18 protein-coding genes are annotated in these 16,732 nt (G+C 42.8%); 4 read left to right on the forward strand and 14 right to left on the reverse strand.

The features are described 5' to 3' along the window. Positions 1-16: 16 nt before the first annotated feature. On the forward strand, positions 17-694 hold the full coding sequence (locus tag RSX31_RS17845) for a response regulator (RefSeq protein WP_044338399.1): 678 nt from the start codon (positions 17-19) through the stop codon (positions 692-694). Between the two features lie 437 nt (positions 695-1,131). On the opposite strand, the gene treR is transcribed toward RSX31_RS17845, so the two are convergent. After that, positions 1,132-1,854, reverse strand: a complete 723-nt coding sequence (gene treR, locus RSX31_RS17850) for a trehalose operon repressor (protein WP_148996426.1) — start codon at positions 1,852-1,854, stop codon at positions 1,132-1,134. Positions 1,855-1,972: 118 nt separating this feature from the next. Between treR and RSX31_RS17855 the strand changes: the two genes are divergently transcribed. Then, on the forward strand, positions 1,973-2,578 hold the full coding sequence (locus tag RSX31_RS17855; protein ID WP_148970388.1) for a Cif family virulence factor: 606 nt from the start codon (positions 1,973-1,975) through the stop codon (positions 2,576-2,578). 134 nt (positions 2,579-2,712) lie between these two features. Here the strand turns inward: RSX31_RS17855 and RSX31_RS17860 are convergent, their stop codons facing one another. The 11 genes from RSX31_RS17860 to RSX31_RS17910 form a co-directional block, all read right to left on the reverse strand. Further along, positions 2,713-2,961, reverse strand: a complete 249-nt coding sequence (locus RSX31_RS17860) for a hypothetical protein (protein ID WP_148996427.1) — start codon at positions 2,959-2,961, stop codon at positions 2,713-2,715. Positions 2,962-2,972: 11 nt separating this feature from the next. Beyond that, a complete protein-coding gene (locus tag RSX31_RS17865) occupies positions 2,973-3,362 on the reverse strand; it encodes a DUF4176 domain-containing protein (RefSeq protein WP_262372016.1) in 390 nt (129 codons plus the stop codon). Next, positions 3,352-3,660 carry a DUF4176 domain-containing protein gene (locus RSX31_RS17870; RefSeq protein WP_148996429.1) on the reverse strand — a complete coding sequence of 103 codons (309 nt, stop codon included), beginning with the start codon at positions 3,658-3,660 and terminating at the stop codon, positions 3,352-3,354. The genes RSX31_RS17865 and RSX31_RS17870 overlap by 11 nt, the downstream gene beginning before the upstream one ends. Then, positions 3,653-3,898, reverse strand: coding sequence for a hypothetical protein (locus RSX31_RS17875; RefSeq protein ID WP_148996430.1), 246 nt, complete (start codon positions 3,896-3,898; stop codon positions 3,653-3,655). Before RSX31_RS17875 ends, RSX31_RS17870 begins: the two co-directional genes overlap by 8 nt. A gap of 33 nt (positions 3,899-3,931) precedes the next feature. Next, positions 3,932-5,395 (reverse strand): LXG domain-containing protein, encoded by a 1,464-nt coding sequence (locus tag RSX31_RS17880; protein ID WP_315635485.1) that lies wholly within the window; start codon positions 5,393-5,395, stop codon positions 3,932-3,934. Positions 5,396-5,411: 16 nt separating this feature from the next. Next, positions 5,412-5,690 carry a DUF5344 family protein gene (locus tag RSX31_RS17885; protein ID WP_315635486.1) on the reverse strand — a complete coding sequence of 93 codons (279 nt, stop codon included), beginning with the start codon at positions 5,688-5,690 and terminating at the stop codon, positions 5,412-5,414. Beyond that, positions 5,687-6,052, reverse strand: a complete 366-nt coding sequence (locus tag RSX31_RS17890; protein ID WP_315635488.1) for a YwqH-like family protein — start codon at positions 6,050-6,052, stop codon at positions 5,687-5,689. The genes RSX31_RS17885 and RSX31_RS17890 overlap by 4 nt, the downstream gene beginning before the upstream one ends. A 235-nt stretch (positions 6,053-6,287) precedes the next feature. Beyond that, on the reverse strand, positions 6,288-7,973 hold the full coding sequence (treC, locus tag RSX31_RS17895; RefSeq protein WP_315635490.1) for an alpha,alpha-phosphotrehalase: 1,686 nt from the start codon (positions 7,971-7,973) through the stop codon (positions 6,288-6,290). Positions 7,974-8,317: 344 nt separating this feature from the next. After that, entirely contained in the window at positions 8,318-9,733 is a 1,416-nt protein-coding gene (treP, locus tag RSX31_RS17900) for a PTS system trehalose-specific EIIBC component (RefSeq protein ID WP_315635492.1), read from the reverse strand. A 759-nt stretch (positions 9,734-10,492) separates the two neighbouring features. Further along, positions 10,493-10,744 (reverse strand): hypothetical protein, encoded by a 252-nt coding sequence (locus tag RSX31_RS17905; protein ID WP_397548107.1) that lies wholly within the window; start codon positions 10,742-10,744, stop codon positions 10,493-10,495. A gap of 144 nt (positions 10,745-10,888) precedes the next feature. Next, entirely contained in the window at positions 10,889-11,935 is a 1,047-nt protein-coding gene (locus RSX31_RS17910; protein ID WP_315635494.1) for an acyltransferase, read from the reverse strand. A gap of 501 nt (positions 11,936-12,436) precedes the next feature. Here RSX31_RS17910 and RSX31_RS17915 point away from each other — a divergent pair. Continuing rightward, positions 12,437-13,357: a C40 family peptidase gene (locus RSX31_RS17915; RefSeq protein ID WP_148996438.1), complete on the forward strand. Its 921-nt coding sequence runs from the start codon at positions 12,437-12,439 to the stop codon at positions 13,355-13,357. An 841-nt stretch (positions 13,358-14,198) separates the two neighbouring features. Here the strand turns inward: RSX31_RS17915 and RSX31_RS17920 are convergent. Beyond that, positions 14,199-14,366, reverse strand: a complete 168-nt coding sequence (locus RSX31_RS17920; RefSeq protein ID WP_315635497.1) for a hypothetical protein — start codon at positions 14,364-14,366, stop codon at positions 14,199-14,201. 81 nt (positions 14,367-14,447) lie between these two features. On the opposite strand from RSX31_RS17920, the gene RSX31_RS17925 reads away from it, so the two are divergent. Further along, entirely contained in the window at positions 14,448-15,410 is a 963-nt protein-coding gene (locus tag RSX31_RS17925) for a nuclease-related domain-containing protein (protein ID WP_315635499.1), read from the forward strand. Positions 15,411-15,455: 45 nt separating this feature from the next. Here RSX31_RS17925 and RSX31_RS17930 read toward each other — a convergent pair whose 3' ends face one another. After that, a complete protein-coding gene (locus tag RSX31_RS17930; protein WP_315635501.1) occupies positions 15,456-16,622 on the reverse strand; it encodes a 3-phenylpropionate MFS transporter in 1,167 nt (388 codons plus the stop codon). Positions 16,623-16,732 lie beyond the last annotated feature (110 nt).

Consider the following 16,732-nt stretch of genomic DNA (forward strand, 5'->3'; position numbering starts at 1 on the left):
TAGGGAGGCGAAAGACATGGCAACAAATATTGTTATCATTGATGATCATCAGCTTTTCAGAGAGGGAGTAAAAAGAATCCTTGAATTCGAACCTTCTTTCAACGTAGTAGCAGAAGGCGATGACGGTTCAGAAGCCATGAACCTAGTTGAAACACACGAACCAGATGTTGTCTTGATGGACATCAATATGCCTGAAACAAACGGCGTAGAAGCAACACGTGAACTGATGGACAGATACCCGGATACGAAGGTAATCATCCTATCCATCCACGATGATGAAAACTATGTAAACCATGCGTTGAAAACAGGAGCTCTAGGTTATTTATTAAAAGAGATGGATTCAGAGGCACTGGTTGACGCTGTTAAGATTGTCGCTGATGGCGGTTCATATGTCCATCCTAAAGTGACGCATAATCTGGTTGCTGAATACAAGCGCCTGGCAAACGCCCAAAACTCAGGTGGATTCCAACAATCCGAAGTTCGCCGCCCGCTTCACCTATTAACGCGCCGCGAGTGTGAAGTACTGCAGATGCTTGCAGATGGTAAGAGTAACCGTGGTATTGGTGAAGGATTATATATCAGTGAAAAAACTGTCAAAAATCATGTAAGTAATATACTTCAAAAAATGAACGTGAACGACCGTACCCAGGCAGTAGTGACTGCGATCAAGAACGGTTGGGTTGAAGTACGATAACGTTTAGAGAGATATGCGTATTGTTAATTTGTTGTTGAGAGAGCGGCCCTTCTTGGTGGAGGGCCGCTTTTTGATTGGAATTTTGGATAGGTTTGGGCCATTGGATTGTCTGTTTTAGCTGGAATGGGATCTTGAATGGGACTGAAGGCTGAATATAGGGGTGATTTCCTAATCCGAGGATAACCCCTGTGGAGGAATTAATCCCATTTGAGTTGGTTTCGATCCCTATTTCGGATTTTTAATCCTGTCTGGGAATTATTGATCCTCATTTTGATTTATTAATCCTAAATTTAAATAATTGATCCTCATTGTCGAATATTCTTTACGAATATGGCTCAACCAGTACCGATTCCCATCTCCGACAACAGGCAGATGCTTGATTGTTAATACAGTGTACCACTAAAAAAGCCACTTCCCGACCAGGAAGTGGATCCATCCTAATGCTTTCTCCGCGCAAAATCAACAAACCGGAACATATCCAACCGATGTCTCGATTCCGTATACTCAAACAATGTTGCATCCTTCAAATGGACAAAATTCTTCACGACAACCACGTGATCATACTTATCTAAATCAAGATACTCCCGGTCCTCATCGGTACATTCTTCCACGACAATCTCTTTTTTGGCAAAATCGATTGGGAGCTCGAGTTCACCCTCCAGATATTCATAAATCGAGTTCTCGCATATCTCTTTCGTTAACAAAGGGACTTGTTCTTTCAGAAAATAGGATTTGTCCAGTATAATCCTTTCCCCGCTGATTTGACGGGAGCGGACGACTTTCCAGACTTCAGCGTTTGCAGAAGTCTCGAGCTGGGAAACGACCTGGTCATTGGCACGCATCAGTCCAAATTCATGCACGGACGTCTCGATCTGATCCCGACCCATGGAGGTCTGCAGCTCTTTAAAGCTCACAAGCCCTGAAATCGGAAAGCTCATCCGCGACACATCGAGCACAAGGGACCCTTTTCCCCTCAGTTTTTGTATAAACCCTTTTTGAGCCAATAATGTAAGCGCTTTACGAATAGTCTCACGTGAAGTGGCGTAAATCACCGAGAGCTCGTTTTCCGATGGCAGGATTGAATTCGCTGTATAGGTGCCATCCTGTATTTTTTTAGAGAGATCCTCGAAGATTTGTTTGTATTTATTGCTTTTCGTCATAATATCACCTGCTAGTATTTTACCATAATTAATAGGAAGAAATGAGATTGAACTTGAGTGTTGTGAATATTTTCAATAGAATGGAGATAGCGCAAATTTTAGAAAAGGGTGAAGAGCATTGTCGAAACAGCATTGGAAGAAAATCATGTTGGGAATTGGCATGAGTACGTTACTATTGGGTGCTTGTGGTGCAGACGAAGAGAAGAAGGAAGAGAACACAAACAGTACGGAAGAGGTAAAGCCAAGTGAAGACCCGGCAACAGACGAAGCGGCATCCCTGAATCAAATGACACAAATCGTTGAGGATGCGAGCGAGCTGAAAGAAGCAGAGGGTATCCCGGAAGAAGAGAAAACGGCGATCAACGAAGCCTTTAATCAATATATCACGGCATTTAACGAAGAAGACTTCGAATCATACATGAGTGTCATCTCGAAGACACCGGTGAATTTCAAATACGAAGACGAAGAGCGCTATGTGAAACAAATCTTTGACTCCGTCGATTCAAAGCGTACGGTGGAAAACGTGAAGATCATCAACTATGCATCTGGAAAAAAAGCAGATGTTTATTCTGATATCCAAGCGACAACGAAAGACCCGAACAGCGATAAGGAAGTGACCCGTTCAGGGAAGCAGGTAACCGTCTTCCATAATAAAGAAGATGGATGGAAGGTTGCAGCGATTTTCTTCTTGGCTAGTGAAGGGGAAGAGGAAGCAACGGAATAAGATGAAAGGCTGCGTTAGCGCGCAGCCTTTTTTCATTTCAATCGTTGATAACGGTTGAATAGTTCATCAAGCTCTGACTAGCTTTTTTTTCCTACAGGTAGAATAAATGTTAACTAATTTATGTATAAGGATTACTATTGTATACGCTGATCTGAATCTTTCTTGAAAAATTTTGACCGCACCAAGAGTAAAACGATAGCAAAACTATAATTGACAACGGCAATGATCGCAAATGCTGGAAACTGATCAGGCATAGGGTTGCCTGAAAGGAGGGCAGGACTGATGATGGCCAGTGGCAGTGTCCCACTGATGAAGGCCATAATTGCGAATACAAGCAGGCCGGTCCGTACGATTTTTCTAATGGATGGATTGTCTGTGAACATCGATAAACCTCCTAGTAAGTGTTATCCTCGCGATCGGCTTCTTCACGAATTTTTTTATCTTCATCCGTTACATAGCCGTTATGTAGAATGTCCTCGATTAAATTACGGTTGAAAAATACGTTATAGTCGGGCGAAATATTTCCTTCCGGATAAGGGACGCCGATATAGTCGAACTGCTTATTTGTGCTGTTTTGAATTTGATTATACCCATAGATCATGACGCTTTTTTCAACCTGTTTCAGCTTTACGACGGTTCCGATAGGAAGGAGCTTTGCAGGATCAAGTTCATCTTCCTGAACCTTCTCTTCCTTAGTTTCCTCAGGTTGATTACTTTGAGTCTGGCTGCAGCCAATTAAAGAAAATACCAGTACAAATAAAATAAAAAGATATTTAGTCCTCACGATGATTGTTCTCATTTCTTTGGTTTTTTTGTATTTCTGCTTCTACTTTTTCTCTCATTAATTCTTCGGCAGGTGAAACGAACCCTGGATGCATGATATCTTCAATCAACTCACGATTGAAGAAGACATTGAATTCGTCTGTCAGGTTTCCTTCCGGATAAGGAACGGCTATATAATCGAAAATATTGTTTGTTTTCTTTTGTATCTGATGTCGTCCATAGATCATGACCGGCTTCTCTACTTTTTTTAATTTGACGACGGTTCCGATCGGTAGAAGGGTGGGGGTTGAATTATTCATTAGCAATGACCTCTTTCTTGAAGAATTTTGATCGAATCACTAGAGCCGCCACACAAGTCCCATATATGAATAAAGCCATCATGGACAGAGGTAGGCTTACATTTGAGAGTTGATCTTTCGGAATCACCCAAAGGAGCAAAACGGAAAACATAATGGTTCCGCTTAACCCTATAAAAATAGCATAAAATAATAATGCGAAGCGTACTGCTTTCTTAACGTTTTTTTTGTTTGTATTCATGAACTCAATATCACCCGTTTTTCTTGATTTTCCTTACTCGTCTTCCTTGTCTTCCTCGAATCCGCCCTTTACTCCGACACCGATACCCAAGGCCGCGTATATGCTGGTTTCTAAACCTACGGAAGCACTGGCTCCTGCACTGCCGAGGGAAAGGTCGACACCTACGTAAGGATCATACTCAAACCCAAACCACTCCTCCAAGGGTTCATACCCGAAGAAATTTAGAGGCTCGAGCTTTAGTTCGACTTTTGCTGCACTCACTTCGGCCCCGGCACTGGCAGTATAATTCTCATAATTGACCTTTGCCTCACCCTGGCCAAAGCTTATATCCCCTCCAAGAGGTGAATTGTCATGTGAAAAGCTGGACTTTGAGATACCTGCCTCCGTTTTGAAGCCTATTTGTTGTCCCATAAGAACCGATTTACCAAAAGCTAATGGAGTATATGGCATTGCAGCACCCATATCAGTATAAAGGACCTTTTGATCGACAAATTCGGGAACATCATCCATATACTTCGTGTCCACCATCGAAGCAAATAGTTTGGCTTCACTGGTTCCTTCTTTCAAATCAGCAGAAAATAACGCCCCTGCATTTCCAACCCCATCGGATCCCATCATATCTTCATGTGGCTTCCCGTAGCTGACAGTGGTGCTCGGCGGTCGAGGGCAGAAACCGTATTGGGTCTGGGCAGTTCCATTACCAGCTACGGCTAAGTCGTTATTATAAGAGGTTTGATTGGTTTGGAGCATCAAAAGCTCTTCCAGTGATCCATACTCACCAGGAATCGTAGACATTGATAATAATAGATTACGAGAATTCAATCTTTCCTCCAGTGTATTCATAAATGGATGACGGTGAAATGATTGATCAAGCTCAGTACCCGAGTATTCCGACACGCTGAGTTTTCCGCCTTTAAACATTCCCTGTATATCATAAATATAACGTTTCATCAGCTGAATGTCATGGTCCACTGTATCCAGGGCTTTTGTTTGGTCAGCGTCAAAAGAGGTTAAGTGATCAATGGTTTGAGTGATTTCCTGATGAGCCCTCTTCGTATCACCCAGGAATCGCTGGTCCTGAATGTGGGGGACATGGACAATGTCGCTAATGGAGTTCAACGTTTCGTTTGTTTCATCCACGAGGTCGCAGGTGACGGTTTCGGATTTATTCAACCCATCGGTTAACTCTCCATCCAAAAAACTTTGACGAATCAACCCATTGGAATCAGACTCCAGCTCAATGGAAGCTCCTTTAAGGCTTGTAAGGGTCCTCTCATAGTTTTGAAGGGAAAGGGAGTAAAAGGTCAGGAAGGGGATGTGCATATCCTGATAAAACGAACGGATGGCTTCCCCGCCTTTTCCGCTGAATGACTCCTGCAATCCAGTAAAGGTACCGACAGCCCGCCGGAGTTCATCGAGTTGTTTCTTCTGTGCTTCCAGTTTATTTAACAAATCTTCAATACCGCTATGTAGCGATTGGTTATCAAGCATTTTCATGGTCCGGTTTCTCCCCCTAGCGTGACATGATGGAAGCAGAGATCGTGTGATCCACTTCTTTAAAGTCTTCAATGGCCTTGCTTGCAGATTGATTGTTTTCGATTAATACGCTTTTATATACGTTTGCCACTTCCTCGAACAGATGACTTAATTCATTCAATCTCCTGACAACGTCCAGTTGGTTGGGGGAGGCGATATCTTTGGAGAGTGACGTTTCAAATGATTCAGAGGCAGCTTGTATGTCAGCCAGTGCTTCATTGATATCGGAGAACCGCAGCTTAATATCCTGACTCACATTCCTTCCTCCCTTCTAAGTTCCCTCTCGATGCGCTCTTGTTCGTTTGCGATGCTTATTTCCAGTGATTGAATCTGTGACCGAATCGAGGAAATTTTATCTTCTATGCTCATGATGGCGGTGTCCATCTGGGTTTGAGACATATCTTTATAAGATAATATGACATCTTCGCGGACTTCGATAAACTTTCTGGCTAATGTCCCCTGCCAAGTGGAAGAAGTGAGTTCGGGATGAGTAATGCTCGTTTGATGCCGGAGAAATTCTCCCTGGAGCTGATTGACGGAAGAATAAGCATTCTTTAGTCGGATAAGTTGTTCTTTTTTTTCGTGAAGCTGTGAAGTTAAATAGGATAAATAGGACACGTCTTTCATCCCCTTATATATTCATTTTTTGTATATTCGGTAAGGCATACGTAGTATATGGTATCAAATGGAAGAGGTCGGGATAAATGGGTAATTTCTCCTGAAAGAATTCATGTGAAAAGAGTGAGCCTTTTTGCATACTATATACCCATAATATGGTTGTTTACACCTATTATTTTAAAAATGATTTTGTAGCATTAGAAAAAGGCATTGTCGGAACAATGCCTTTTATCTTTTACTTTTTAAAATGAAACACAACAGACTCGTAAGGACGTAATGTTATGTTCTTATAAACGTTCGCCGTATCTTCATAGTTAGACAACAACACTTCGCTCGACCAGCCTTCAACATCGACCTTATCAGGAAGAGTGAATTTCGTTTCATGTCCATAGAAGTTGTTCACCACAAGCAGTTTTTCACCTTCACCGTTTCGGACATAAGCAAAAATATCTCGGTGATCTTCTAAAATCAATTGATAGTCACCATCCACTATAATGTCGTATTCTTTGCGAAGGCGATTCAGCTTCTGATAGTGATAGAAGACTGAATTTTCGTCTTGTAAGGCTTGTTCTGCATTGATTTCTGTATAATTCTTCGCCACAGGAATCCAAGGAGTGCCGCTTGTAAATCCGGCATTTTCATCACTATTCCACTGCACAGGCGTTCTTGAGTTATCACGTGACTTGTGACGCAGAATTTCTAAAATCTCTTCTTCAGATTTACCTTGCTCTTTTAATATATTGAAGATGTTGATCGACTCAACATCACGGTATTCATCGATGCTTGTGAATTTCGGATTCGTCATCCCGAACTCTTCACCCTGATAAATATAAGGGGTACCCTGCATCATATGAATCGTTGTTGCGAGCATCTTCGCCGATTCGTTACGGTACTCACCGTCATTTCCGTAGCGGGACACGATACGGGGCTGATCATGGTTGCACCAGAATAGGGCGTTCCAGCCGCCGCCTTCATGCATTTCACGCTGCCAGGTAGAGAGGATGTCCTTCAGCTTCAGAAAATCAAAGTCAGCGACTGACCATTTCTCCCCGTTAGGATAATCCACTTTTAAATGGTGGAAGTTGAACGTCATGCTGAGCTCGTTCCGGTCAGGGCGTGAGTATTTGATACAATGATCGATCGTTGTGGAAGACATTTCCCCGACCGTCATGATGTCGTATTGAGAGAAGACTTCCTTGTTCATTTCCTGCATATAGTCATGGACCTTGGGACCGTCAGTGTAAAACTTTCGTCCGTCTCCAGGAGCGACCGAACCGTCATCGTCAGGGAAGTCCTGATCCTTGGAGATGAGATTGATCACGTCCAGGCGGAAGCCGTCGACGCCTTTCTTCAGCCAGAAGTGCATCATGTCATAAAGCTTCTGGCGGACTTCATCGTTCTCCCAGTTCAAGTCAGCCTGGGTCACGTCAAAGAGGTGAAGGTAGTATTGACCTGTTTCCTCATCATACTGCCAGGCGTTGCCGCCGAACTTGGACTGCCAGTTTGTCGGCTCGGAACCATCCGGCTTGCCGTCCTTCCAAATGTAGAAATCGCGGTATTCATTGTCCTTCGACTTACGGGACTCAATGAACCACTGGTTCTCCGTGGATGTATGGTTGATGACGATATCCATGATGATCTTGATTCCACGCTGGTGAGCCTGTTTCAATAGCTCATCGAAATCCTCCATCGTCCCATACTCATCGTGAATATTGAAATAATCACTAATATCGTATCCGTTGTCGCGCTGAGGACTCTTATAAATAGGCGTCAACCACACCACATCAATCCCAAGCTCCTTCAAATAATCCAACTTAGCCGTAATCCCCTTAATATCCCCAACGCCATTCCCAGACGTATCATAAAAACTCTTCGGATAAATCTGATACACAACCGACTTCTTCCACCAAGGCTGCTTCATACCTTATACACCATCCTAAATATAATTTTGAGGGACGGACCTCAATCGATTTCGCTTATATACAACCATGGCCGTCAAACATGATTGTTCTGCGATTTTGCTTTTTTAAGGTCAGTCAAGAGGGACGGACCTCCAACACATATTCCTCTAATTTTTCACTAATGAGACTGGACACTCCGCACTACTGCAAGCTTTTCGGAGGTCCGTCCCTTAAAACAACTAAACAAAAGGGAGACAATCATCCACTGCACATAACCTGAACAGGCTTGTGGTTAGAATTGATTTGTCCCCCTTAGTTTAACTTGTATATACAAGTTGTTACAACTGTTTTCTTTTTCTATTTATTAGGCTACTTCGTTTTTGCTGAATTTTGACCATACCATTGTCAGGACGAATGGCACGACGATACAGATGGCCATTCCGATAAAGAATGATAGCCAGTATTCAGGAATGATCGATAGGAAACCAGGTAATCCACCTACACCGATGGAGAAAGCTTTTGTTCCTGTCATCGCTAACAGGACACCACCGATTGCAGATCCGATTAAGGCACTGATGAATGGGTAGCGATAGCGCAGGTTAACCCCGAACATCGCGGGTTCTGTAATTCCTAAATAAGCAGAGATGGCAGACGTACCTGCCAGGCCACGAAGCTTTTCGTTTTCCTTCTTCGCGACAAACATCATCGCAAGGGCTGCAGAACCCTGTGCGATATTCGATAGTGCCAGGATTGGCCATAGGAATGTTCCACCTTGGCTTCCGACTAGCTGTAAGTCTACTGCAAGGAAGGTATGGTGCATACCTGTGATAACCATTACCGCATAGAGACCACCATACAGCAATCCGCCTAACCAGGAAGCAGAATCGAATACCCAAACCACACCGTCTGTTAAAAGGTTACCGATAAAGAACGTAACCGGTCCAATCAAGATAAATGAAGCAAACCCAGTAATTAAGAGTGCAACTGGCGCAACTACTAAGAGCTTGATGGAATCATGAACTCTCTTATCCAGGAACATTTCGATTTTCGCTAATAGATAGGAAGCGAATAGAATCGGTAGAACCTGTCCTTGGTACCCAATTTTGTCGACTTCAAAGCCGAATAAGTTCCACGTAGGAATCTTTTCTGCACTTGCATAAGACCAAGCGTTAAGTAAGTCCGGATGAACAAGCATAAGACCTAATACAATACCGAGTAATGGACTTCCCCCAAAACGCTTGACCGCTGACCAACCAATTAACCCTGGCAGGAACACAAAGGCCGTGTTGGCAATCAAGTTAATAATCGAAGCGAAATCGGCCCATTGCTTATGAACATCAATGACCGATTTCTCATCATAGAAAATCCCCGGCCCGGTCAAAATATTATTCAGACCCATCAACAAACCGGCTGTTACGATCGCCGGCAGAATCGGAATGAAGATATCCGCCAATACCTTGATCGCACGCTGCAATGGATTCAGGTTTTGAGTAGCGGCATCCTTCACATCCTGCTTTGAAGCCTGCTCAATCCCGGTTTCTTCTGCTAAAATTTGATACGCTTTATTTACAAGACCTTGTCCGATGACAACTTGGAACTGACCGTTGGAAGAGAATGAACCCTTCACAAGATCAATCGCCTCTAATCTTTCTTTATCCACCTTTTTCTCATCATTCAATACCAATCGAAGACGAGTCACACAATGAGTGGCTGTACGGATATTATCCTTGCCGCCAATCGCTTCAATAATTTCCAGAACGTCTTCACGTTTCACGCTCATGAAATTCCCTCCTTTAGGTATGGTGCATGACAATTCTCGAAAAATGTCGAAATTTGTCTTGAACCCGCTTTCATTTCTATTAATGGAATTCCCCTAAATAGTATGTGGAAAACGCTTCTCTCTATGCTTTCGTAAAAAACTTCCGATAAAGCGAAACGCTTTCATTTAAGAGGAATCTTGTTGTATATACAAGATGTACTATTATTGTATTCATGTATATACAAGTTGTCAATGGAAAAGTGTAGCGTTTTCATTTGAAGGTAGTCAAAACAAAACTTGTATGTGGAGATTGTGGTTGATTTCACTTTTATAAAAGAAAAGGAACATGGAGTATTGAAGAAGTGGTTGAGTGGCCTTATAACTTCCACCTTTTTATCCCAAACAACAAGAAGACACCCCCTGTAACCAGGGAAAGTGCCTCCAATCAGAACCTATCCTTTACGATCTCTCTCATATTTGTTCCACATATAATAGGTATAAAATAGTTGAGCCAGATGACCAAGAGAGAAGGCCGCGAGAAAGATCCAGGTGTAGAAAAGGTCCAGCCCGATAAATCTTAAAAGAAAATACAAAACTGGGAGTAGCAGGGTCATCCAAAGGGTTCGAATCATTTTCCTTCTATAAGTGAGCCTGAAATAAACCAGTTCGAAACCTTTGTCTACCTTCTTGGTATATCCCTCCCACATATGGAACCTCCTTTCGAATAAAAAGACATCTGCAAAACAAAGCAGACATCTTCCATTAATCCTTCAATCTTAGTTAATTTAGGGCATCAAACATACCAATTGCAACTACGCCAATAAACCCTAATATGATCCACACGATATAGGCGATGAGGATCAACCATCCCAAAAGTTTCTTGCCAGTTATGATCCAGTAGATTCCTAATGTGATGAAACTGAACAGCAGTCCAAGGATCCCCCATAACCATGGATTTTTGTCATGCTTTTTGGCATCCATAAATAGATAGACAGCAATAATAATATTGAACACATACATCAAAGCTTCCAAAGTACCCCTCCTTAATATTTTACACTTATATGTAAATTTACCTGTTTTTACTAAAAGTAAACCGCTTTTTGACACTTAGTTTGCAAATCCAATGAAAAACGCCAGCTGATTTCCAGCTGGCGTGCATTCTTTCATCTCAGGACATCAACCGGCCATCTTCACCTTTTTAACTGGATCCTTCTTCTTTAAGAGGGTCTTATAATTGATCATCGAGTAAACCACATAAGATATCCCCAGGCAAATTCCGAATACCACAACGGCAAACAACAGATATTGAACAATCAATAAAGATTCATTCCCCGTGCTCATCCACTCCATCACGTTGTTCCACAACCGCTGCCTGATCAACGGATGCTCATGGATCAAGTAAACCCCCAACACATATCCGGATAGGAAGTTAATCGGTCTAGATACAAACGTAAGTTTCGAGAAGAATAAGAACAGTGCAAGTGACATCGCAACAATGACAGGGGAGTTATACGACAGCAGCTTAAATGGTAATTCCCACGATTGTAGTAAAACCATGGCCGTAACGGCTCCCAGTAAAATGTAAACGCTTAAATAATAGTGCTTGTTTAAGGCAGACAGAAACTGTCCGTGGTGTCGTAAATAGCCCGCTACAAAATAAAGGAAGATGAAATGCACGATGCTATAGCCACTGTTTACCCCGAAGCTCCCCAACGGATGGAAAAATTGCCATACACAATTGATCATAAATAATAGGAAGAGGAATTTTCCGTAATCCTTCTTTGATAGCTGATTGATCAAGATATTTAAATAAGGTGAAAGCATAAACAATGCGATATATACGGTGATGAACCAGTAGGTGGACAGATACACCGGGAATACCGACCTGATAAAGCTGGTATAGGATCCATCCGTTAATTGTAAGACCGTCAATCCGGCAAAAATAAGAACCGAAAAAATGAACGTTTCCCGAACGACCCTTAACACTTTGCTCATTTTAAATTGTGACTTACATAAAAAATATCCACTTATCAGCACATACACATTGACCCCAACGATACAAAGCACCTTTATGAAATGGAATAGATATTGATTCACCGTGCTTAGCTCTGATATCGCAATATATTTTGAAAATCCGTAGGTACCGAAATGCAACAAGACGATCATGACCATCGACAGTACCCTGAGAGATTCAAAGTTTGACAGCCTAATTTTCTCCGCCAATCCAACCCGCCCCTTGTATACATAAATATAAATTCTATTCATTTTAATCTATAAAAATAGTCTTGTCATTCAGAATTTTCTTGGTGGAATCGGTGAGTGGGTAATAGGGAGGGACTGCATGGGATTGAATGGTTCATAGGAAAGGTGAGAAACCCAGTGCTCTTGCGAAAAATAGAGAGGAAAGCCCTATAAAGCCGTCAAATCAGCAATGAAAGCGCAACCATAAATTTCTAAAGCGCACGAGACGGGGGGTGACGCGTTCCTTTGAGGAAATAAGCACATTCACCTACCTGACTCATTAATGGAGGACGGAAAGAGGAACTTTATCAGCAGGTTACCGATAATGGTAATACAACCATAAATTACTAAACGCTATTATACTGGGGTTTCTTCCTTATTTTTCTTCATATAAGAATTTTAGCCTATTAAACTCTTAGTCTTCTTCCTCCATAATGGACAAGCAACAAAATTCGACATTACCCGATAAAGGAGACAATTTTTTTGAAGAAAACCATTATTGCCTTTACTACTGCTGCATTACTTTCGTCAGTTGCTGTCAATTCAACGGAAGCGGCTTCTTACCGCGTACAATCAGGGGATTCCCTTTCGGTGATTGCTTATAAATATGATACATCTGTTTCAAGCCTGAAGAGCTGGAATAACCTGAGCTCCGACATGATCTATGTAAACCAAGTTCTTGAAGTTTCAGCACCAAGCAGTACTTCTGCTAAAACGTATACCGTTCAATCAGGTGATTATCTGTCAAAAATCGGTGCAAAGTTTGATGTGTATGTCGCTGAACTCCGAGCGTGGAACAATCTAAAGAGTGACGTCATCTATCCTGGTCAAACGCTGGTCGTTTCTTCAGGAAGCACAAGTACACCGCCACCATCAGGCTCTAGTACCTACACCGTCCAATCCGGGGACACGTTATCCCACATCGCTATCCGTTATGATGTGAGCGTTTCATCCATCAAGTCATGGAACGGATTAACCTCCGATAACATCTATGTCGGTCAAAAGCTTTCCATTAAAGGAACGTCAGACGGCGGATCGCAGACTCCATCTTCAAGTGTCGTCGACATTGCGAAGAAATACGTAGGAACTCCATACGCATGGGGCGGAACATCACCATCCGGCTTCGACTGCAGCGGGTTCATCTACTATGTATTCAACCAGGCAGGACAATCGATTGCACGTACCAACACAGACGGCTACTATAGCAAATCATCCTTCGTATCAAGCCCGAAAGCAGGGGATCTGGTATTCTTCGAGAATACATACAAAGCCGGCATCAGCCATATGGGGATCTACCTAGGAAATGGAGAATTCGTCCACGCCTCAGACAGCGGGGTAACGATTTCGAAGCTGAGCAACACGTATTGGAATCCTAAGTTTGTCGGATATAAGAGATTTAACTAATATTATGGAGCGTCCTGCCTAAGCAGGGCGTTTTTTATTTGTATTATTTCCGAGGAAATCCGACACGGAGGATCAATTAATGGGAAAGAGGATTAAAAAATCAGGAACAGGATCAATAAATTTCAAACAGGATCAATAATCCGAAATCGGGATTGAATCCTTCTGAAAGGGGATCAATTCCTCCATGAAGGCATCCTCGATCATGGATTTCCCCCTTAATCCGGCCCACAACCCCCGTTCAGGATCAAACTCCAGCTTAAAAAAGACAATCTAAGGTCACTTTGTGTTCAAAAGTAGATACAGTATGGCCAAAACACTTGTATCCGAAGATAGGCTGTTTCAACAACCGGGTCTCTGCCTGTTGTCTGAATGGGAGAGAGGTTGGTGATGGGATCTGACGCAGACATACATCGTCGAGAAAATTCGACACGGAGGATCAAATAATGGGAAAGAGGATCAATAAATCAGGAACAGGATCAATAAATTTCAAACAGGATCAATAATCCGAAATCGGGATTGAATCCTTCTAAAAGGGGATCAATTCCTCCACGAAGGCATACTTGATCAAGCATTTCCCCCTTAATCCGGCCCACAGCCCCCGTTCAGGATCCAACTCCAGCTAAAAAAAGACAATCTAAAGTCACTTTGTGTTCAAAAGTAGATACAGTATGGCCAAAACACTTGTATCCGAAGATACGCTGTTTCAACAACCGGGTCTCTGCCTGTTGTCGGAGATGGGAGAGCGGTTGGTGATGGGATCTGACGCAGACATACATCGTCGAGAAAATTCGACACGGAGGATCAAATAATGGGAAAGAGGATCAATAAATCAGGAACAGGATCAATAAATTTCAAACAGGATCAATAATCCGAAATCGGGATTGAATCCTTCTGAAAGGGGATCAATTCCTCCACCAAGACATGCCCAGCCCGAAATCTCATCCCCAACCCGTTCCACAATTCCCGTAAAGGACCGCCACTCCAGCTGAAAAAAGACAATCCTAAACAAAATCCCATCAAAAAGCAGGAATTTCCTCAAAAAAGTAGAATAATTCTATATTCCAACCCAAAAGGAGTGTTTCCTTAACAAATGAATGTAAAAAAACGAATACCTCCCCACAAACTCCTCCAAACCGAAGCCTTACTCAAAAGGCTGCAGCCACTTGATCACCCGAAAAGGCCTCTCATCGAACAGGATTTCAAAAAAAGGAAAGCGGGATACGCAGGGGAACGGTCAGTCGATTATCACTTAAGCTTCCTGACGGATAAAAAATATATGATCTTCAACGACCTCAGTCTGCCAATGGAACCGCATGACTTCCAAATCGATAGCCTGCTGGTCACCCCCTACTATTTACTCCCAATCGAAATAAAAAACATTTCCGGCATCCTTACGATAGACCCCGAATTCAATCAGCTTTCCAAGGAGTTCAATGGAATCGAAACCGGCTATCAAGATCCCATCACACAGGTCAACCGCCAGAAACTGCTCCTTCAGAAGTGGTTCCTGAATAATAAGCTTCCGTGTCCCCCAATCGAATTCCTGGTGGTTTTCAGTCATCCGTCAACGATTCTGAAGATGGCTCCCGGTCATAAACGAATCCCTCCTTACGACAAAATCATCCACGCCCAAAACATCGTGAGAGAAATCAGCAAGTTAAACACACAATACACCCGGGAAGTAATCAACATCAAAAAAGTAAAGCGACTCTTACTGAATCAACACAAACCTAAGTATTCATCAATACTCACAACCTATCAGTTAACCGAAACAGACATCATAAAAGGTGTACAGTGTGAAAAATGTCTTCACATCATGAATAGGAAGACAGGCATATGGCAATGTTCCAACTGCCACCACTTGTCCAAAACAGCCCACCATAAAGCCATCCAAGATTACTTCCTTCTCATCAAACCCACTATCACCAATCGGGAACTGCGAAACTTCCTGAACCTGTCATCGCCCAGGTCTGCCACACTGATCCTGCAATCTCTCAATCTCAAAACGGAGGGATCCACCAAAGGGACCGTCTACACGAAAAACTTCACATAAAAAAACCGCCCAGAATCAACATCCTGAACGGTCTCCCGACAAACTCTATTTATAACTAAGCACACCATCTGCCACTCGGTCATACTTCCAATACATCCATCCACCAAGCACCACGCAAGGAAGCACGACAACCGCCATTCCTAGAAACGCAGAACCGGGCGAAATATCATACAAGAAACCACCGATAAACGTCAGAATCGCCGTACTCAATCCCATACCCAACGAAGTATACACTCCCTGTGCAGCGGGGATATCCTTGCTCTCCAATTCTTCATAAATCAACCGCATAAAAGCATAATGTGTCAATCCGAAGGTTAGAGAGTGAAAGATTTGGGTAAAGATGAATACAGGGGTGCTGGGGAATAGGAACAACAAAGTCCAACGCGTCACAGCAGCCCCTGCTGATATCATAAACATGACCGATATGCTTCGCCCTTTTAACAAACGATCTGAAAACGTAAAGAACAGGATTTCAGACAACACGGCAATATTTAAAATCACGCCGATATAAACGGCGCTAACATCTAATTCCTTCAAATAGAGCACACCATAATTATAGTATGAAGCATGTGCCCCCTGAATCAAGACAACAATTACCATGGCCCAGACAAACTTACGGGATTTCAGCAATCCCCGGTATGAAAGCTTTTCCTGACCACGGGTACCACTCATGGACTGTGGCAGCTTCGCAAGAGATGACAGCAATATGACCACAATCCCACCGAACAACAGATAAATCACTGCCCCCTCGGTAAAAATCGAAGTCAAAAATCCAACTGCAAGCAACGCAACCGTATACCCAATCGATCCCCAGGAACGGCTCCGCCCATAATCAATGCCATCTTCCTTCATCATCACAGCCGCCATGCTCTCCACCATCGGAAGCATCATCGGGTAAACAAGGCTGAACAATACCATGCACACCAAAATCATCCCAAAGGAATTCATAGGCAGGAACAGTAGCAATGCAACCCCGGAAATCAACACAAGCCACCGAGAAAGTCGACCCAACGAAACCGTCTGACTCAACTTTGGAAACAGGAAAAAGCTCGAAAACGACCGGGCAATCATTCCAACCGCAATCACCGTACTTGCAGCCGAAATGGAAAAGTCCTTACTCTCGACCAGCCACGCTGTCCAATAAGGGATGAAAATTCCCCATGTGAAAAAAATCGCAAAGAACTGAACGGATAACCACGTCTGATTCTTCAAATCTATCAAAACTCCTCTTATGTAGACTGGAAATCAATTTACAAACATTGAGTAATTATATAGAAATCAGATGGGGAATACAACCAACTTAGCGACCATCTCTTTAGGAC

The organism is Rossellomorea yichunensis (assembly GCF_032337515.1).
Classification (GTDB): Bacteria; Bacillota; Bacilli; order Bacillales; family Bacillaceae_B; genus Rossellomorea; species Rossellomorea yichunensis.